Origin of the sequence: Streptomyces sp. NPDC059787 (assembly GCF_042732315.1) — a bacterium.
In the GTDB taxonomy this organism is placed as follows: domain Bacteria; phylum Actinomycetota; class Actinomycetes; order Streptomycetales; family Streptomycetaceae; genus Streptomyces; species Streptomyces atrovirens.
The window spans coordinates 41,991-59,671 of sequence record NZ_JBHWHX010000014.1 but is presented as its reverse complement, the minus strand read 5'-3'; the positions used below and the strand labels follow the sequence as shown (position 1 = coordinate 59,671).

General features: G+C 73.4%; 15 protein-coding genes. 7 read left to right on the top strand and 8 right to left on the bottom strand.

Features of this window, described 5'->3' with window-relative positions; genetic code table 11:
- Positions 1–229: 229 nt before the first annotated feature.
- Both ACFV5H_RS15900 and ACFV5H_RS15895 read left to right on the top strand, forming a co-directional pair.
- A complete protein-coding gene (locus ACFV5H_RS15900) occupies positions 230–1,006 on the top strand; it encodes a polysaccharide deacetylase family protein (RefSeq protein ID WP_385195216.1) in 777 nt (258 codons plus the stop codon).
- 149 nt (positions 1,007–1,155) lie between these two features.
- Positions 1,156–1,596 carry an SRPBCC family protein gene (locus ACFV5H_RS15895; protein WP_385195214.1) on the top strand — a complete coding sequence of 147 codons (441 nt, stop codon included), beginning with the start codon at positions 1,156–1,158 and terminating at the stop codon, positions 1,594–1,596.
- A 14-nt stretch (positions 1,597–1,610) separates the two neighbouring features.
- Here ACFV5H_RS15895 and ACFV5H_RS15890 read toward each other — a convergent pair whose 3' ends face one another.
- The 5 genes from ACFV5H_RS15890 to ACFV5H_RS15870 form a co-directional block, all read right to left on the bottom strand.
- Positions 1,611–2,762, bottom strand: coding sequence for an XdhC family protein (locus ACFV5H_RS15890; protein WP_385195212.1), 1,152 nt, complete (start codon positions 2,760–2,762; stop codon positions 1,611–1,613).
- A 50-nt stretch (positions 2,763–2,812) separates the two neighbouring features.
- Positions 2,813–4,270 (bottom strand): NCS2 family permease, encoded by a 1,458-nt coding sequence (locus tag ACFV5H_RS15885; protein ID WP_385195210.1) that lies wholly within the window; start codon positions 4,268–4,270, stop codon positions 2,813–2,815.
- A gap of 316 nt (positions 4,271–4,586) precedes the next feature.
- Entirely contained in the window at positions 4,587–6,971 is a 2,385-nt protein-coding gene (gene pucD, locus ACFV5H_RS15880) for a xanthine dehydrogenase subunit D (RefSeq protein ID WP_385195207.1), read from the bottom strand.
- A 2-nt stretch (positions 6,972–6,973) separates the two neighbouring features.
- Complete coding sequence (locus ACFV5H_RS15875) at positions 6,974–7,546, bottom strand: (2Fe-2S)-binding protein (protein WP_385195204.1); 573 nt, start codon at positions 7,544–7,546, stop codon at positions 6,974–6,976.
- On the bottom strand, positions 7,546–8,436 hold the full coding sequence (locus ACFV5H_RS15870; protein ID WP_385195201.1) for an FAD binding domain-containing protein: 891 nt from the start codon (positions 8,434–8,436) through the stop codon (positions 7,546–7,548). The genes ACFV5H_RS15875 and ACFV5H_RS15870 overlap by 1 nt, the downstream gene beginning before the upstream one ends.
- Before the next feature lie 344 nt (positions 8,437–8,780).
- On the opposite strand from ACFV5H_RS15870, the gene ACFV5H_RS15865 reads away from it, so the two are divergent.
- Both ACFV5H_RS15865 and ACFV5H_RS15860 read left to right on the top strand, forming a co-directional pair.
- Positions 8,781–10,469, top strand: coding sequence for a PucR family transcriptional regulator (locus tag ACFV5H_RS15865; RefSeq protein ID WP_385050703.1), 1,689 nt, complete (start codon positions 8,781–8,783; stop codon positions 10,467–10,469).
- A 160-nt stretch (positions 10,470–10,629) separates the two neighbouring features.
- Positions 10,630–11,391 carry a hypothetical protein gene (locus ACFV5H_RS15860; protein ID WP_385050739.1) on the top strand — a complete coding sequence of 254 codons (762 nt, stop codon included), beginning with the start codon at positions 10,630–10,632 and terminating at the stop codon, positions 11,389–11,391.
- A gap of 199 nt (positions 11,392–11,590) precedes the next feature.
- On the opposite strand, the gene ACFV5H_RS15855 is transcribed toward ACFV5H_RS15860, so the two are convergent.
- Positions 11,591–12,415, bottom strand: coding sequence for a GntR family transcriptional regulator (locus ACFV5H_RS15855; RefSeq protein ID WP_385050701.1), 825 nt, complete (start codon positions 12,413–12,415; stop codon positions 11,591–11,593).
- 167 nt (positions 12,416–12,582) lie between these two features.
- Between ACFV5H_RS15855 and ACFV5H_RS15850 the strand changes: the two genes are divergently transcribed.
- Together ACFV5H_RS15850 and ACFV5H_RS15845 are read left to right on the top strand one after the other, a co-directional pair.
- Entirely contained in the window at positions 12,583–13,443 is an 861-nt protein-coding gene (locus ACFV5H_RS15850; protein ID WP_385195199.1) for a (2Fe-2S)-binding protein, read from the top strand.
- Positions 13,444–13,746: 303 nt separating this feature from the next.
- Positions 13,747–14,790 carry a DUF2637 domain-containing protein gene (locus tag ACFV5H_RS15845; protein ID WP_385050697.1) on the top strand — a complete coding sequence of 348 codons (1,044 nt, stop codon included), beginning with the start codon at positions 13,747–13,749 and terminating at the stop codon, positions 14,788–14,790.
- 37 nt (positions 14,791–14,827) lie between these two features.
- On the opposite strand, the gene ACFV5H_RS15840 is transcribed toward ACFV5H_RS15845, so the two are convergent.
- Both ACFV5H_RS15840 and ACFV5H_RS15835 read right to left on the bottom strand, forming a co-directional pair.
- Complete coding sequence (locus ACFV5H_RS15840) at positions 14,828–15,229, bottom strand: ATP-binding protein (protein ID WP_385050695.1); 402 nt, start codon at positions 15,227–15,229, stop codon at positions 14,828–14,830.
- Between the two features lie 227 nt (positions 15,230–15,456).
- Positions 15,457–16,077 (bottom strand): hypothetical protein, encoded by a 621-nt coding sequence (locus tag ACFV5H_RS15835; RefSeq protein WP_385195197.1) that lies wholly within the window; start codon positions 16,075–16,077, stop codon positions 15,457–15,459.
- A gap of 221 nt (positions 16,078–16,298) precedes the next feature.
- On the opposite strand from ACFV5H_RS15835, the gene ACFV5H_RS15830 reads away from it, so the two are divergent.
- Positions 16,299–17,675, top strand: a complete 1,377-nt coding sequence (locus ACFV5H_RS15830) for a helix-turn-helix domain-containing protein (protein ID WP_385195377.1) — start codon at positions 16,299–16,301, stop codon at positions 17,673–17,675.
- Positions 17,676–17,681 lie beyond the last annotated feature (6 nt).

The following is a 17,681-nucleotide window of genomic DNA, read 5'->3' as shown; positions in this document are numbered from 1 at the left end:
GGTGTCGGGCCGGCGCCGGGCGGGGTCGCCCACGGGGCGGATCCGGGAGCCGGACCCGGTGAGCTCGACGATGCGGCGGGCGAACTCCGGCACGGGGCTCTCCCCGCTCCCGCCGGCCGTGTCGGCGCGAGTGATCCGGTGACGACTCTCACACTCCCTCACCGCTCCGCGTGAGGGCGCGCAAAACGGACTATACATACCGTGTATAGACGATGTGTACAGTCCGGCCATGCCTTCTCCGACCAGGAAGACGAAAAGACCGGGGACCTCGTTCCGGGCGATGGCGGCCGTGATCGCCGCCGCGGCTCTGACGTCGGCGCTGAGCGGCTGTACGCGGCTGGAGACAACCGCTCCCAGCGCCGTCCGCGCCACCGACGTCCAGGCCCGTTTCGGCACCGTCGACTGCCGCGAGGTCAAGTGCATCGCGCTCACCTTCGACGCGGGACCCAGCGAGCACTCCGCCCGGCTGCTGGACATCCTGGAGGAGGAACAGGTCCCGGCGACCTTCTTCCTGCTGGGCAGGCGGCACATCGAGCGGTACCCGGAGCTGGTCCGGCGGATGGCCGACGAGGGGCACGAGGTGGCCAACCACACCTGGACCCACCGCCGTCTGACGGACCTCGAACCGGACGAGATACGCGAGGAACTCGAGCGCACCGACGAGGAGATAGAACGCCTCACCGGCCGCCGTCCCACCCTGATGCGCCCGCCGCAGGGCCGCACCGACGACACGGTGCACGACATCAGCCGCGAGCTGGGCCTGTCGGAGGTGCTGTGGAGCGTCACCGCGAAGGACTACACGACCACCGACTCCGGCCTCATCACCCGCCGCGTCCTCGCCAAGGCCTCACGCGACGGCATCATCCTGCTCCACGACCTCTACGACGGCACGGTCCCGGCCGTCCCCGGCATCATCGCCGAGCTGAAGGAGCGGGGCTACGTGTTCGTCACGGTCCCCCAGCTCCTCGCCCCGGGGAAGGCGGAGCCGGGCGAGGTGTACCGGTAGCACCGGGTGCCGGGGACCGGGCCGGGCAAGGTGTACCGGGTGCCGGGGACCGGGCCGGGCAAGGTGTACCGGGAGCCGGGGACTGGGCCGGGCGGGTGACCCATACCCGGACGCGCCGATGAGCGGGCCGGATTCCCTAGGATCCCCCCGTGGCCACCTTCCAGCTCCAGCGCACGGCGCCCCTGTCCCCCGACGAGGCCTGGCGCCGACTCACGACGTGGCCCCGCCACGGGGAGGCGGTCCCGCTGACCCGGATGACGGTGACCACTCCCCCGCCCACCGGCGAGGGCACGAGGATCGTCGCCCGCACGGGCATCGGCCCGCTCTCCTTCGACGACCCGATGGACGTCACGGTGTGGCAGCCCCCGCGGGACGGCTCCCCGGGGTTCTGCCGCCTGGAGAAGCGCGGCCGGGTCGTCACCGGCTGGGCGGAGATCGAGGTGCGGCCGGGGCCGGGCGGCCGGGCGCGGGTGGTGTGGCGGGAGGACATCGGCGTCCGCTTCCTGCCCTCCGCCTTCGAGGCGGTACTGGCAGGGGCGGGCCGCCGCGTGTTCGGGCGGGCGGTGAACCGGCTGCTGCGGCAGGCGTGACGGCTCCGGGGCGCTCAGGCCACCGACCCGATCCGGCCCGCCGGTCCGGACGCGCCGTCGTGGTGGATCGGGGCGTGGGCGCCGGTGAGGGACACGCCGGTGCCGCCGCGCCGGTCTGCGACGATCTCCGCGGCGATGGACAGGGCGGTCTCCTCGGGTGTGCGGGCGCCCAGGTCCAGGCCGATCGGTGACCGGAGGCGGGCCAGTTCGAGGTCGGTCACGCCGACGTCGCGCAGGCGGGCGTTGCGGTCCAGGTGGGTGCGGCGGGAGCCCATGGCGCCGACGTACGCCACCGGCAGCCGCAGCGCCAGCTTCAGCAGCGGTACGTCGAACTTCGCGTCGTGGGTCAGGACGCACAGCACCGTGCGCGCGTCGACGGACGTGCGCTCCAGGTACTCGTGCGGCCACTCGACGACGACCTCGTCGGCCTCGGGGAAGCGGGCCTCCGTGGCGAAGACGGGGCGTGCGTCGCACACCGTGACGTGGTGGCCGAGGAACTTGCCCACCCGGACCAGTGCCGCGGCGAAGTCGATCGCGCCGAAGACGATCATCCGGGGCGGGGGCACGGAGGACTCGACCAGCAGCGTGAGCGGTGCTCCGCAACGCGAGCCCCGCTCTCCGATCTCCAGGGTGTCGGTGCGGCCGGCGTCCAGGAGGGCGCCCGCCTCGGCGGCCACCGTACGGTCCAGTTCCGGACGGTCGCCGAAGCCGCCCTCGTACGAGCCGTCCGGGCGGACCGTCAGCGCGCGGCCCAGCAGCTCCGCCGGGCCGCTCACGATCCGCGCCACCGCCACCGCCTCCCCGCGCGCGGCGGCGGCCAGCGCGGACGCGAGCACCGGGCGGGCGGGGTCCGCCGCCCGTACCGGTGTGACCAGGATGTCGATGACCCCACCGCAGGTCAGGCCCACGGCGAAGGCGTCCTCGTCGCTGTAGCCGAAGCGCTCCAGGACGGTGTCGCCGTCCCTCAGCGCCCGCTCGCACAGCTCGTACACCGCGCCCTCCACGCAACCGCCCGAGACCGAGCCGATCGCCGTGCCGTCGGCGTCCACCGCGAGCGCGGCTCCGGGCCGGCGGGGCGCGCTGCCGCCGACCGCCACCACGGTGGCCACCGCGAAGTCACGGCCCCGCCCGACCCACCGGTCCAGTTCCTCGGCGATGTCCAGCATCTCTCGCTCTCCTCAACTGCGGTTGCGTGACAGGTGCCCGCGAACGGCGGCTAGCGCACGCCCAGCCAGCTCTCGATCGGGGAGAGGGCGAAGTGGACGACGAAGATCAGCGTCAGACCCCACATGAAGGCCCCGGTCTCCCGCGCCCTGCCCTGGGCGGCCTTGACGGCGACGTACGAGATGACCCCGGCCGCGACACCCGCCGTGATGGAGTACGTGAACGGCATGATCACCACCGTCAGGAACACCGGGATCGCGGTGGCGCGGTCGGCCCAGTCGACATGACGGGCGTTCATCATCATCATCGCGCCGATCACCACCAGCGCGGCGGCGGCGACCTCGCCCGGCACGATCGCCGTCAGCGGGGTGAAGAACAGGCAGGCGGCGAAGAGGAGCCCGGTGACGACGGAGGACAGGCCGGTACGGGCCCCCTCACCGACGCCGGTCGCCGACTCGACGAACACCGTCTGCCCGGAGGCGCCGGAGACACCGCCGATCGCGCCGCCGGCGCCGTCGATGAACAGCGCCTTGGACAGGCCCGGCATCCGGCCCTTGTCGTCGGCGAGCTCCGCCTCGGTGCCGACGCCGATGATCGTCGCCATCGCGTCGAAGAAGCCGGCGAGGACGAGCGTGAACACGATCATGCCGACCGTCATCGCGCCGACCTCGCCCCAGCCGCCGAACTCGACGTCCCCGAAGACCGAGAAGTCGGGCATCGAGACCGCGCCGCCGTGCAGTTCGGGTGCGTCGCTCGCCCACTGCTCCGGGTCGACGACCCCGAACGCGTTGAGCGTGACGGCGAGTACGGTGCCGCCGACGATGCCGATCAGGATGGCGCCGGGGACGCCGCGCGCCTGGAGCATGAAGACGGCGAGGAGGGTGACGGCGAACAGCAGGACCGGCCAGCCGGCCAGTTCGCCCGCCGGACCGAGGACGACCGGGGTCGCCTCGCCCTGGTGCACGAAGCCGGCCTTGTAGAAGCCGATCAGGGCGACGAACAGGCCGATGCCCATGGTGATCGCGTGCTTGAGCGCGAGCGGGATCGCGTTCATGATCATCTCGCGGAGGCCGGTGACCACGAGCAGCATGATGACCACGCCGTACATCACGCACATGCCCATGGCCTGCGGCCAGGTCATCACGGGCGCGACCTGCGAGGCGAGCACTCCCGAGACGGAGAGGCCGGCGGCGAGGGCGAGCGGCACCTTGCCGAGGAAGCCCATCAGGAGCGTGGTGAGGGCGGCGGCGAAGGCGGTCGCCGTGATCAGGGCGGTGCGGCCGAGCGTGTTCCCGGCGGCGTCCTGGCCGGACAGGATCAGCGGGTTCAGGAGGAGGATGTACGCCATCGCCATGAAGGTGGTGACCCCGCCGCGCACTTCACGGGCGACGGTGGATCCTCTGTGGGTGATGTGGAAGTACCGGTCGAGCCAGGAACGGCCGGCGGGGACGCGGGTTCCCGCGCCCGCGCCGTCGGCGGTCGTCGCCGGCTCGAGTGACTGCTGGGTCATGTGGGCCTGCTCCCAAGGTTCATAGGGGCACCCGGACGCCGCCGCTCGGGGCGGGGCCGGGATTTGGGGAGGTGCACGACCCGGGGGACGGCCCGAGACGAACAGGGTGTACGGCGCCGGGGAGGGTGACCGTGGGGTGTGGTCGCCTGCCCGGCGCCGGGGGTGCCCTGCGCCGGGGAGGGTGACCGGCGGTGAGGTCGCCTGCCCGGCGCTGGGTGCCGCTGCGCCCACCCGTGCCGCCCCAGCGGCACGACTGCCCGCAGCGGCGGCGGGGTTGTTGCGGGGTGCCGTGCGATTGCCCGCAGTGGCACCGGAGTTACACGGTCCCGGTGAGGTGTTCCGGGCGTACCGGGGTTCTGTTCAGCTCCAGGCCCGTGGCGTTGCGGATGGCTGCCAGGACCGCGGGGGTCGAGGACAGGGTGGGGGCCTCGCCGACGCCGCGCAGGCCGTAGGGGGCGTGGTCGTCGGCGAGTTCCAGGACGTCGACGGGGATGGTCGGGGTGTCGAGGATGGTGGGGATGAGGTAGTCCGTGAAGGACGGGTTGCGTACCTTCGCGGTCCTCGGGTCGACGACGATCTCCTCCATGACCGCCATGCCCAGGCCCTGGGTGGTGCCACCCTGGATCTGGCCGATGACGGACAGCGGGTTGAGCGCCTTGCCGACGTCCTGCGCGCAGGCCAGTTCGACGACCTTCACCAGGCCGAGTTCGGTGTCGACCTCGACGACGGCGCGGTGCGCGGCGAAGGAGTACTGGACGTGGCCGTTGCCCTGGCCGGTGCGCAGGTCGAAGGGTTCGGTCGGCCGGTGCCGCCACTCCTCCTCGACCTCGACGGCCTCGTCGCCGAGGACGTCCACCAGGTCGGCGAGGACCTCGCCGCCGTCGGTGACGACCTTGCCGCCCTCCAGGAGGAGTTCGGCACTCGCCCAGGCCGGGTGGTAGGACCCGAACCTGCGCCGGCCGAGTTCCAGCACCCGCTCACGGACCAGTTCGCAGGCGTTCCTGACCGCGCCGCCGGTGACGTACGTCTGCCTCGACGCGGAGGTCGAACCGGCCGATCCCACCCGGGTGTCGGCCGGGTGGATGGTCACCTGGCCGACGCCCAGCTCGGTGCGGGCGATCTGCGCGTGGACGGTGACACCGCCCTGGCCGACCTCCGCCATCGCGGTGTGCACGGTGGCGACCGGCTCCCCGCCGGCCACCTCCATCCGCACCCGCGCGGTGGAGTAGTCGTCGAAGCCCTCGGAGAAGCCGACGTTCTTGATGCCGACCGCGTAGCCGACACCCCGTACGACGCCTTCGCCGTGGGTGGTGTTGGACAGGCCGCCCGGGAGCTGGCGCACGTCGGCGCCCTCGCTGGACTCCCACTGGCGCTCCGGCGGCATGGGCATCGCCTTGACGCGGCGCAGGAGTTCGGCGACCGGCGCCGGGGAGTCGACGGGCTGCCCGGTGGGCATGAGCGTGCCCTGCTCCATGGCGTTGCGCTGCCGCAGCTCCACCGGGTCGATGCCGAGCCGCGCCGCCAGCTTGTCCATCTGCGCCTCGTACGCGAAGCACGCCTGGACCGCGCCGAAGCCGCGCATGGCTCCGCAGGGCGGGTTGTTGGTGTAGAGGGCGATCGCCTCGATGTCGACGTCGTCGACGGCGTACGGTCCGACGCCGAGCGAGGAGGCGTTGCCGACCACGGCCGGGGAGGCGGAGGCGTACGCGCCGCCGTCGAGGACGATGCGGCACTTGACGTGGGTCAGCCTGCCGTCCGCCGTGGCGCCGTGCTCGTAGAACAGCTTGGCCGGGTGGCGGTGGACGTGGCCGAAGAAGGACTCGAAGCGGTTGTAGACGATCTTGACGGGCTTGCCGGTGCGCAGGGCGAGCAGGCAGGCGTGGATCTGCATCGACAGGTCCTCGCGTCCGCCGAACGCGCCGCCGACGCCGGCCAGGGTCATCCGTACCTTGTCCTCGGGCAGGCCGAGCACGGGCGCGATCTGGCGCAGGTCGGAGTGGAGCCACTGGGTGGCGATGTAGAGGTGGACGCCACCGTCCTCCTCGGGGACGGCGAGGCCGGACTCGGGGCCGAGGAAGGCCTGGTCCTGCATGCCGAAGGTGTACTCGCCCTCGACGATCACGTCGGCCCGCTCCCGGGCCGCCGCCACGTCGCCGCGGACGATCGGCTGGCGGTGGACGATGTTGGGGTGCGGGACATGGCCGATGTGGTGATCGTCGCGGTTCTCGTGGACCAGGACGGCGTCCGGGGCGGTCGCGGAGGCCTCGTCGGTGATCACCGGCAGCTCGCGGTACTCCACCTTGATCTTCGCGGCGGCGCGGCGGGCGGTCTCCGGGTGGTCGGCGGCGACGATCGCGACCGGTTCGCCGTGGTGGCGGACCTTGCGGTGCGCGAGGACGGGGGTGTCCTGGATCTCCAGACCGTAGTTCCTCACGCCGGTCGGCAGGTCGTCGTACGTCATCACGGCGTGGACGCCGGGGGTGGCGAGGGCCTCACCGGTGTCGATCGACACGATCTCGGCGTGGGCGACGGTGGAGCGCAGGATGTGGCCCCACAGCATGTCCTCGTGCCACATGTCGGAGGAGTACGCGAATTCACCGGTGACCTTGAGGGTGCCGTCGGGGCGGAGGGTGGACTCGCCGATGCCGCCCTTGGTGCCCGAGCCCTGCGTGATCCTGGTGGGAACACCGTTCGTCGGCATGCTCAGACCCCCTCGGCCTGGCGGGCGGCCGCCAGGCGGACCGCGTCCATGATCTTCTCGTAGCCGGTGCAGCGGCACAGGTTGCCCGACAGGGCCTCGCGGATGTCCGCGTCGGTCGGGTCGGGGTTGCGCTCCAGCATCTCGTCGGCGGCGACCAGCAGGCCCGGCGTGCAGAAGCCGCACTGGACGGCGCCGGCGTCGATGAACGCCTGCTGGACGGGCGAGAGTCCGGCGCCCTCGCCGGTCTGCGAGCCGGTGCCCTCGGCCTGCCACCCCTTGGCCTCGTCCAGTGAGGTGCCGCACGTGCCGGTACTGCGGGAGCGCCGCTCGGCGAAGTCCGCCAGGCCCTCCACGGTGACGACCTCGCGGCCCTGGACCTGACCGGCGGCGACGAGGCAGGAGCACACGGGCACGCCGTCGAGCCGGACGGTGCACGACCCGCACTCGCCCTGCTCGCAGGCGTTCTTGGAACCGGGCAGGCCGAGCCGCTCGCGCAGCACGTACAGCAGGGACTCGCCCTCCCAGACGTCGTCGGCCTCCTGGGGGCGTCCGTTGACGGTGAAGTCGATGCGCATTACGCGGCTCCCTCCGTGATGCGGCGGGCGCCGCGGTACGACTCCCAGGTCCAGGTCAGGGTGCGGCGGGCCATGACACCGACCGCGTGCCGGCGGTAGCTCGCGGTGCCGCGCACGTCGTCGATCGGGTTGCAGGCGCCGGCGCACAGGTCCGCGAACCGCTTGGCGACGGACGGTGTGATGGTCTTCCCGTTGTCCCAGAGGCCGCCCTCCTCCAGCGCCGCGTTCAGGAACTCCTCGGCGGCCTGCGCCCGGACGGGGGTGGGAGCGGCCGAACCGATTCCCGTACGCACCGTCCGCGTCCCGGGGTGCAGGGCAAGGCCGAAGGCGCACACGGCGATGACCATGGCGTTGCGGGTGCCGACCTTGGAGTACTGCTGGGGGCCTTCGGCCTTCTTGATGTGGACGGCGCGGATCAGCTCGTCGGGCGCCAGCGCGTTGCGCTTCACACCGGTGTAGAACGCGTCGATGGGGATGCGGCGCGACCCGCGCACCGACTCGGCCTCGACCTCGGCGCCGGCGGCGAGCAGCGCAGGGTGGGCGTCGCCGGCCGGGGAGGCGGTGCCGAGGTTGCCGCCGACACCGCCGCGGTTGCGGATCTGCGGGGAGGCGACCGTGTGGGAGGCGAGGGCGAGGCCCGGCAGCTCGGCGCGCAGGTGCTCCATGATCCGCGCGTACGGGACGGAGGCGCCGAGCCGTACGCTGTCCTCGCCGACCTCCCACTCGTACAGGTCGCCGACGCGGTTCAGGTCCATCAGGTACTCGGGCCGGCGGTGGTCGAAGTTGATCTCGACCATCACGTCGGTGCCACCCGCGATCGGCACAGCGGCGGGGTGCTCGGCCTTCGCGGCGAGCGCCTCCTCCCAGCTGGCGGGGCGAAGGAAGTCCATGACCGGCTCTCTTCTTCGTCTCGTGGGGCGTACGGATCAAGCCAATCCGTGTGCGGCGGGCCCGGCTCGTTCCTGTGCGGTTCACTCGGAGTGCGGCCAGTACACCGCCGTGCGCTCCGCGGGGGTCAGTCACGGAAACCATGAAGGAGTTGGCTGGCCAGCGCAGGCATCTTGTAGATTCGTATGAACGGAGGTCCTCTGTAACCTCCCCACCTTCCTCCGGAAACAGGGGACACGGTCCAGGACACGGCCGACACCGCTGATCAGCCACCCGACGGGCCCTCTCCGGAAGATCCCTCCACGGGCCACCACAGCTATCGAGACAAGAAACGACGGAGACGAGAATGCGGCTGCGCGCACTGCTGGACACCGACGCGCTGGGCCTGAAGCTGCTCGGCGGCGAGGACGAGCTGGAACGCGGGGTGCGCGGGGTGATGACCACCGATCTGCGGGACCCCAGCCGCTATCTCTCCGGCGGGGAACTGGTGCTCACCGGCCTGGCCTGGCGCCGGGACGCGGCGGACTCCGAGCCGTTCGTACGGATCCTGGCGCAGGCCGGGGTGGCCGCCGTCGCGGCCGGTACGGCGGAGCTGGGCGACGTGCCGGACGACCTGGTCGTGGCCTGCGCACGGCACCGGCTGCCGCTGTTCGCGGTGCACGAGTCGGTGGCGTTCGCGACCATCACCGAGCACGTCGTGCGGCAGGTGTCCGGCGAGCGCGCCGGGGACCTGGCGGCCGTGGTGGACCGGCACCGGCGGATGATGACCGCCGGTCCGGCGGGCGGCGGCCCCGATGTCGTACTGGATCTGCTCGGTTCCGACCTGGACCTGCGGGCCTGGCTGCTGTCGCCCGCCGGCCGCCTGATCGCGGGCTCGAAGGCCGCCGGGGCGCGGGAGGCGGAGCCGGCGCTGCCCGCCGACGTGTGCGCACGGCTCGCCGCGGAACAGCTCGCGGCCTCCCGCACCGGCCGGCCCGGCCCGCACCGGGTCACGCTGGGCCAGACGACCTACAGCCTCTTCCCGGTGCGCGGCGGCGGGCGTTCCGCGCCGACGTCGCGCGACGTGCGCGAGACGGTGCTGTCGGACTGGGTGCTGGCGGTCGAGGCGGACGCCGGGGACTGGGCCGGGGAGCGGCTGGACCTGCTGCACGGCGTCACCCAGCTGATCGCCGTCGAGCGGGACCGCAGGGACGCGGCGCGCACGGTGCGGCGGCGGCTCGCGCAGGAGGTGCTGGAGCTGGTGCAGACCGGCGCCGCGCCCGCCGAGATCGCGGCGCGGCTGCGGGTGGCCGCGCCGGTGCTGCTGCCCGGGCTGGGGACCGCGCCGCACTGGCAGGTCGTGGTGGCCCGCGTCGACTGGGACGGCGGGGAGGCCGACGGCGGGCCGGCGGCCCAGGCGCTGCTGGAGGAGATCCTGGTCGACCCGGCGTCGACGGGACCCGAGCACTCCGACCGCATCGCGGTGGCCCACACCGGCGACGAGGCGATCGCCCTCGTGCCGCTGCCCTCGGTGACCGGCGAGCACGACGACTCCGGTACCGGCATCCACGCCGACGCGCTCCTCGCGTCCGTACGTGACCCGCTCACCGCCGGGCTCGGCGACGACGGCCGGCTCACCCTCGGCGTCTCCGCCGCCGTGCACTCGGCGGAGGGGCTGCGCGGGGCGCTGGAGGAGGCACGGCACGCCCGGCGCGTGGCCGCGGCCCGCCAGGGCCGGGTCTGCGCGGCCGGCCACCAGGAGCTGGCCTCGCACGTCCTGCTGCTGCCCTTCGTCCCCGACGACGTACGGCGTGCCTTCACCGCCCGTCTCCTCGACCCGCTGCGGGACTACGACCGCCGGCACCGCGCCGAGCTGATCCCCACCCTGGAGGCGTTCCTCGACTGCGACGGTTCCTGGACCCGCTGCGCGTCCCGTCTCCACCTGCACGTCAACACGCTGCGCTACCGCGTCGGCCGCATCGAACAGCTGACGGGCCGTGACCTGTCACGGCTGGAGGACAAGCTGGACTTCTTCCTCGCGCTGCGGATGAGCTGAACCCGTCCGGCCCCGGGCCCGCGATTCGGGCCCGTGATCCAGGACTTTGTGAAATCCTTCACCCACCCTCTTGGCCGGGCCCGGTGGTTCGTGCTGAGATGCGGCCACCACTCAACAGCTCGATGGCGTGCTCGGGGAGGGCAACGTGGCGCATACCGCCATGTCCGGTGACGGAACGACCGCCGATGACGATCCCCTCCAGACGGCGGTGTGGCGCCTGCGCTCCCGCGCCTGCTGGGCCGACGCCGCCGCCCTGCTCGAACCCGCCGGCCCGGACGCGGCGCTGCAGCGGGCGTCGCTGCTGGTGGAGCGGTGTCTGTACACCGAGGCGGGGTGGGAGGAGGCCGAGGACGCGCTGCGCACGGCCGAGGCGCTGGCGCACACGGACGACGAGCGGGGGGCGGCCGCTTGTGAACGCGGGTACTTGGCCTACGCCGCCACCCTGTTCGCCGTACGCGACCGGGCGGACGAGGCGCGGGCCGCGCTCGGCCGGGCGGCGGCGCTGATCGCTCCGGGGGCGGTGGGGCGGGCCCTGCTGGACTTCCGGCGCGGTCTGATCGCCGAGAACCTCACCCGGTCGCCGCAGGCGGCACGGGCCGCGTACCGTCGCGCCCACGCGGGCGCCACCGCACACGCCGACCCGCTGCTGCTGTCGGCCACTTGGCGCCACCTGGCCGGACTGGCTCTGCGCGAAGGGGAGTTGGCCGAAGCCCGGCACGGCTTCGCCGAATCCCTGCGCATCCGCGAGGAGTTGGGCTACCTCGTCGGCACGGCCCCCGCCCTGGTCTCCCTCGCCGACACGGAGACCGAACCGGAGGCCTCCCGCCTCCGCGAGGAGGCCCGCCGCCTCTTCCGCCTCCTGGGAGGCGTCCCTACGTGGCTCGCCCACCAGCTGGCACCGCCGGGGGCGGCGACGGCGTAGGGGTTCTCGCCCCCGCCGCCCCTTCCCGTCCCGAAACCGGGGCTCCGCCCCAGACCCCGCTCCTCAAACGCCGGAGGGGCTGGAAGTCAGCCCGTCCGGCGTTTGAGGACGAGGCCCGTTCAGGGCCGATGGGGTCCGGGGGCGCAGCCCTCGGGGACGGGACGGGAAGGGGCGGCGGGGGCGAACCGACCCCGTCCCCTCACACCGCCCCGTTGAAATGCTCCCCCACCAGCGACCGCACCACATCGAGATCCCCCGCGATCAACGCGTCCAGCAGGGCCGTGTGCTCATGGGCGTCGGCCACCAGCTCCGCCCGCCCGCGGCCACCGGGAGCACCCCCCACCAGGGGCCACTGCGCACGCCGGTGCAGATCCTCCGCGATCCGGACCAGCTGCTCGTTACCGGCGAGGGCGAGCACCGCGCCGTGGAAGGCCCGGTCGGCCTCCGCGTACGTGGCCCGGCACCCGGACGACGCCGCACGCACCGTGGCCTCCGCCAGCGGCCGCAACTCGGCCCACCGCTCGACGGACACCGTCCGCGCCAGCCGCATCATCACCGGCACCTCGATCAACGCCCGGACCTCGGCGAGCTCGGCCAGCTCCCGCGCCCCCCGCTCGACGACCCGGAACCCCCGGTTGGGCACGACCTCGACCGCGCCCTCCAGCGTGAGCTGCTGCATCGCCTCCCGGACCGGCGTCGCGGAAACCCCGAACCGCTCCGCCAGCACAGGGGCCGAGTACACCTCACCGGGCCGCAGGTCGCCCGTCACCAGCGCGGTGCGCAGGGCGTCGAGGATCTGTCCGCGCACGGAGGACCGCCGGACGACGGCCCGGGGCCGCGGAAGGGCGGTCTCACCGTGCGTGTGCTCACCGCGCGCGGCACTCCCCTCGGCCCGGCCCGGCCGGTCACGCTCCGGCTCCACGTCCTGCGCCGCCGGCTGGACGGGAACCCGGAACCGCCCCATGGCGGCGGGCCCGGTCACCGCGTCCCCCGTCACGGCGGAGCCCCGCGTGCCCTGCTTCACAAGGTCCTCCTGCGGACGTTTCGGTACTTGAGGTCATTACGGCGGGTTGTCACCTGTCCGTCAAGCACCATAAGCGCACGGGGGCGCCGGTTCACATCGCCACGATGTTCGGTAAGGTGAGCCTTACCTTTATTGACCTGCTTCTCGAGACGTGAAGGGGTGGTCCCATGCCCGTGCCCGGTTCGGCCGTCGCGGACGCGTACGCCCGCCTGGCGGAGGCCCTCCCCGCCCTGGCCGTCACCGAACTCGGCACCGGCGAGGCGGCACCCACGGGCGGCGGCTGGGTCACCGCGTCCGGTCTCGCCGAGGGCGGGTCCGAGCTGGAGCATTTCCTCACCTGGGACGACACCCAGGTGCTGCGGGACTACGGGCAGCAGGGCCGCCCGGACGTGATCGCCAGCTTCGGCCTGCACCGCTACGCCTGGCCCGCCTGCCTGCTGATCACCGTGCCGTGGTTCCTGCACCGCCGCGTGCCGTACTACCCCGTGACGCACGTCTCGTTCGACCGTACCGCCGCCGGCCTCGCCGTGGGCCGCATGGCCGTGCGGCCCGACGGCTTCGCCTGCCTGCCCGGCGACCCCGCCGCCGCGCTGCCCGGCGCCCGCGTGGTGCCCGACGAGGAGGCGCTGCGGGCGGCGGTGCGCGAGGCGGTCGCCCAGCACCTCGAACCCGTGCTGGCCGGTTTCGGCCCCCGGATGCGGCGTCGCGGCCGGGCCCTGTGGGGCATGGCGACCGACGAGATCGTCGAGAGCCTGCGGTACGTCTCCCAGCTGCTCGGCGAGGAGGAGCGGGGGCTGCGGGAGCTGGAGCTGCTGCTGCCGGGCGCGACCAAGCCGTACGTCGGCGCGGCGGCCTTCCGCCGGCCGACCGGGCCCGACGGGGAGCCGGCGCCCGTCACCCGGGACCGGGTGAGCTGCTGCATGTTCTACACCCTGCGCCCCGCGGACATCTGCGCCACCTGCCCGCGCACCTGCGCCGCCGGAGGGACCGAAAAGCGGGCCACCGAGCTGGTCGCGCAGGCGAGTTGACGCCACGCCGGGCGCCGGCACCCCCGCCCGGCACGTAAGATCATCCGGTCGGCGGGCCGCAGAGGTCACAGGGGATTCACAATTCCCTCACCCGTCACGGGAACTATCCGCGGAACCACCCGTACGGGTAGTCTTATTCGAACTCAACTCCTGCCTTTCACGCGGCAGTTCGAGCAGAACGCCGCCCTGGGCACCCCCCTCGCACCTCCTTGGCGGCCTCTTGCCCCGAAACCCCCTGAGGGCCACTGGAGTTGGGCCACTATGGCGGGCGTTACGCCCTATCCCAATGCAAGGGACCCCTAGATGAGACTGACCGACATATCGCTGAACTGGCTGCTTCCGGGCGCCGTGCTGCTCCTGGGCATGCTGACGGCGGTGGCGGTGCTGGCGCGCGGGAAGCGCTCCTCGGTCAAGAGCACGAGCGCGGACGACTCGTGGGAGCGCAGCGAGGAACGGCGCAGGCGCAAGGAGGCCCTCTACGGCACCGTCTCCTACGTCCTGCTGTTCTGCTGTGCGGCGGTGGCCGCCGCGCTCTCCTTCCACGGCCTGGTCGGCTTCGGCGAACAGAACCTCGGCCTGTCCGGCGGCTGGCAGTACCTCGTCCCCTTCGGCCTGGACGGCGCGGCGATGTTCTGCTCGGTGCTCGCCGTGCGCGAGGCCAGCCACGGTGACGCGGCCCTCGGCTCGCGGATACTGGTGTGGACGTTCGCCTTCGCCGCGGCCTGGTTCAACTGGGTGCACGCTCCCCGGGGCATCGGACACGACGGCGCCCCGCACTTCTTCGCGGGCATGTCCCTGTCGGCGGCGGTCCTGTTCGACCGCGCGCTGAAGCAGACCCGCCGGGCCGCCCTGCGCGAACAGGGCCTGGTGCCGCGCCCGTTGCCGCAGATCCGTATCGTCCGCTGGCTGCGCGCCCCCCGGGAGACGTACGGGGCCTGGTCGCTGATGCTGCTGGAGGGCGTGCGCAGCCTCGACGAGGCGGTCGAGGAAGTGCGCGAGGACAAGGCCCGCAAGGAGACGGCGAAGCAGCGCAGGCGGGACCAGCAGCGCGTGGAGCGGGCCCGGCTGAAGGCGATCAGCCGTGGCCACCGCGGTTTCGTGGGCCGGGGCGGCGGACGCGAACTGGAGGCGCCCACGGTGGAGCGCGACTCCGACGTGGTCTCCGCGGAGCCTGCCATACCGGCGCCGGAGGCCCTGCCCGTCCGCGCGCGTCCCTCCCTGCAGCCGGTGCGCACCGGCGCTGACCCGAAGACCGTCGACCTCACCGCCGAGGACGACACCCAGGCCCTGCCGCGCCTGGACTCCCTGGAGCGCAAGCTCAAGGACCTGGAGCAGCAGTTCGGCTGACGCCCCGACGCGGCCTGAAGGGTGCGGTCCGCACCGTTCAGGCCGCGTCCGCGTCGAGTTCGAACCAGACGGACTTGCCCACCCGGTGCTTCCTGACGCCCCATCCGTCGGCGAGGGACTCGACCAGCACCAGGCCCCTCCCGTGCGTGCCGTCGTCCACGCTCGGCACCCGCGGCCGGGGCTCCCCGTCCACGAAGTCCCTTACCTCCACCCGTAATCCACGCGGCCCGACGGTGGCCGTGAGGACCGCCTCGTAGCCGGTGTGGACGAGCGCGTTGGTGACGAGCTCACTGGTGAGCAGTTCCGCGACCTCGGAGCGCTCCGGTGTCCCCCAGTGTCTGAGCAGTTCCCGCAACGCCCTGCGGGACTCGGGCACCGCCCGCAGATCCGCACGCCCCAGTGTGCGCCTCAGCCGATCCGCCGAAGCCTGACTCTTCATGGCCCCCGCCCGCGTGCCGATGTCGGTTCCCCCTGTACTCGAACACCTTCACGGGAATCCTTGCCCGGTCGACCACGCGCCAGTCATGCCGGGCGGTCACGAACGGTAGTTGGCCGAAGTGCGATGGCCACGCAGATGGACACACGCACACGCGGGGCCGTCCTCCCGACCCCCGCGGCGAGAGGACGACCCCGGCTTCCCATGGTGGTCGTGGCGGCCGTGCGGCCTCAGTACAGCTTGTCGACGGCCTTCTTCGTCGTCTTCCTGAACGCGCCCACCGGGGCGTCGTCGAAGTCGCCCAGCTGCCCCCATCCGACGACGGTCACGGTCTTCCCGTCGCGTCCCACGGAGAGCAGGTGGATGTCCGTGGCGCCCCAGGAGGTCTCGGTGTGCAGCCCGTGCACCTGCGCGCCCTCCTCGACCGGCAGCGAACCGTAGTACCGGCCTTCGGCCTCGACGTCCGGGTAGGACCGCTCGATCCGGTCGGCGCAGGAACGGATCTCCTTGTCCAGCAGGGCGGCCAGCGCCTTGCCCTTGGCGGCGGAGCCGGTGACGACGGTGGTCTGTACGGCGCCGGTGTCCAGATCGGTGCGGAAGACGCGGTGCCGGTAGTCGTACGCCGGCACGCCCTCGCCGAGACAGTGGGCGAGCTCCACCGGGAAGCCGTCGGTGACCGGGCCCGCGGTCCAGGCGGACGAAGGGTGCGGGGGCAGCTCGGAGGCCGCGAGGAACCTGGGCGGTGCGGCCTCCTCCGGCGCGGCGCCGGCCGGCGCGGTGAGTGCCGTACCGACGGCGAGGGCGGCGACGGTGAGCGCCGCGAGGGTGGCGGCGCGGGTGCGCATGGGCATGGGTGTCCCCCGTGAGGTGTGTGTGATGGAAGGGCGGGGCGGTACGCCGTGTCAGGCGGTTCGCGGTACCAGGAGCATCGGCCGCCCCGGGAGGCGGGCGCAAGCGTCGGCGCCGGATCCGCCGGCATGGAACCATCCCAGCCCGTCCGACGTGCAGGTACATGGGGTGCCTGGGATGCCGTCCCGGGGCCCGGTCGGGTCCTGACGAGTGCGGGGTGACGGTGTCGGCACAGGACGATGTGGCGGAGTTCGCGGCGCTGCTGCGCGAGCTGAAGGAACGTACGGACCGCAGTTACGGCTCGCTCGCCCGCCGGCTGAACATGAACACCTCGACGCTGCACCGCTACTGCGCGGGCGACGCGGTCCCCGTCGACTTCGCGCCGGTGGAACGGTTCGCCGCCCTGTGCGGCGCGTCGAGGGCGGAACGCCTGGACCTCCACCACCGCTGGCTCCGCGCGGTGGAGACACGCCGGCGCCCGCGCGGGCCCGACGGCCCGGCCGCACCGGGGACGCCCCCGGCCACGGACCCGGTCCCCGGCTCCGCCCCGGACCCGGACACCGTCGACCGGAGCGGGCCGGGTGCCGGGGGGTCCGGGTACGCGGGCGGCCCGGTGGTCGGAAGCGACGTGGTGAGCGGGCCCTCGGCCGGCGAGGCGCGCGGCCGGCGGCCCTGGTACCGGCGGCGCAAGCGGGTCGCCGTCGCGCTGGCCGCCGCCTGTGCGCTGCTGGCCACCGTGGGGAGTCTGTCCGCGCTGCCGGACGACCGGCAGACGTCCGGCAGCGGGAGCGGACCCGTCGACGCGCCGCCCGTCACCTCCGCGGCGAGCGGTTCCGCCGAGGCCCCTCGGGGCCGCACCTCGTCCCCTTCCCCCTCCCCCTCCGGCTCCGCGACCGTGAAGAGCGGCCCGTCCTCCCCAAAGGCGCGGCGCGAACCCGGTGCCCCCTCCGCCCCGGCCGAGTCGGACGCCCCCGTCGGGGCCCCGCCCCTCACCTGGTCCGCCGACTCCCATGTCTGGGCGTACGGCTGCGGCCACGACTACGTCGTCGCCGAACCGCCGGAGCGGGTCCCGCCGCCACCGGCCCCGCAGGACGCCGGGACCTGGGCGGCGGCGCAGTCTGCCGTGCACGGGGGCGAGACGCTGGTGGAGCTGTCGGTGCAGGGGACCTCCGGCACGGCCGTCGTCCTCACCGCGCTGCGGGTCCGCGTGGCCGGCCGCTCCGGTCCCGCGCCGGGGAACGCGTACGCCATGGACCAGGGCTGCGGCGGCGCGCTCACCCCGCGCTCCTTCGACGTGGACCTGGACAAGGACCGGCCCATCGCCCGCGCGGTCGCCGGGAACGACGCCGGTACGCCGATCCCGGCCGTACGCATGCCCTACCGGGTCTCCGCGACCGACCCGGAGGTGCTGCGGGTCACCGCCCGTACCGCGGACTGCGACTGCCGCTGGTACCTGGAGCTGGACTGGTCCTCGCAGGGCCGCACCGGCACGGTCCGCGTCGACGACCACGGCCGCCCGTTCCGCACCAGCGGCGTCGGGGGCCTGCCCCACTACGAGTACGACACCTCGGCACGCGGCTGGAAGCCCCGCATCCGGTGAATCCCC

Coding starts and splice junctions, on each gene's coding strand:
- ACFV5H_RS15900 (WP_385195216.1), top strand. CDS start 230: ATGCCTTCTCCGACCAGGAAGACGAAAAGACCGGGGACCTCGTTCCGG.
- ACFV5H_RS15890 (WP_385195212.1), bottom strand. CDS start 2,762: ATGCTGGACATCGCCGAGGAACTGGACCGGTGGGTCGGGCGGGGCCGT.
- ACFV5H_RS15885 (WP_385195210.1), bottom strand. CDS start 4,270: ATGACCCAGCAGTCACTCGAGCCGGCGACGACCGCCGACGGCGCGGGC.
- pucD (WP_385195207.1), bottom strand. CDS start 6,971: ATGCCGACGAACGGTGTTCCCACCAGGATCACGCAGGGCTCGGGCACC.
- ACFV5H_RS15875 (WP_385195204.1), bottom strand. CDS start 7,546: ATGCGCATCGACTTCACCGTCAACGGACGCCCCCAGGAGGCCGACGAC.
- ACFV5H_RS15870 (WP_385195201.1), bottom strand. CDS start 8,436: ATGGACTTCCTTCGCCCCGCCAGCTGGGAGGAGGCGCTCGCCGCGAAG.
- ACFV5H_RS15865 (WP_385050703.1), top strand. CDS start 8,781: ATGCGGCTGCGCGCACTGCTGGACACCGACGCGCTGGGCCTGAAGCTG.
- ACFV5H_RS15860 (WP_385050739.1), top strand. CDS start 10,630: ATGTCCGGTGACGGAACGACCGCCGATGACGATCCCCTCCAGACGGCG.
- ACFV5H_RS15850 (WP_385195199.1), top strand. CDS start 12,583: ATGCCCGTGCCCGGTTCGGCCGTCGCGGACGCGTACGCCCGCCTGGCG.
- ACFV5H_RS15845 (WP_385050697.1), top strand. CDS start 13,747: ATGAGACTGACCGACATATCGCTGAACTGGCTGCTTCCGGGCGCCGTG.
- ACFV5H_RS15840 (WP_385050695.1), bottom strand. CDS start 15,229: ATGAAGAGTCAGGCTTCGGCGGATCGGCTGAGGCGCACACTGGGGCGT.
- ACFV5H_RS15835 (WP_385195197.1), bottom strand. CDS start 16,077: ATGCCCATGCGCACCCGCGCCGCCACCCTCGCGGCGCTCACCGTCGCC.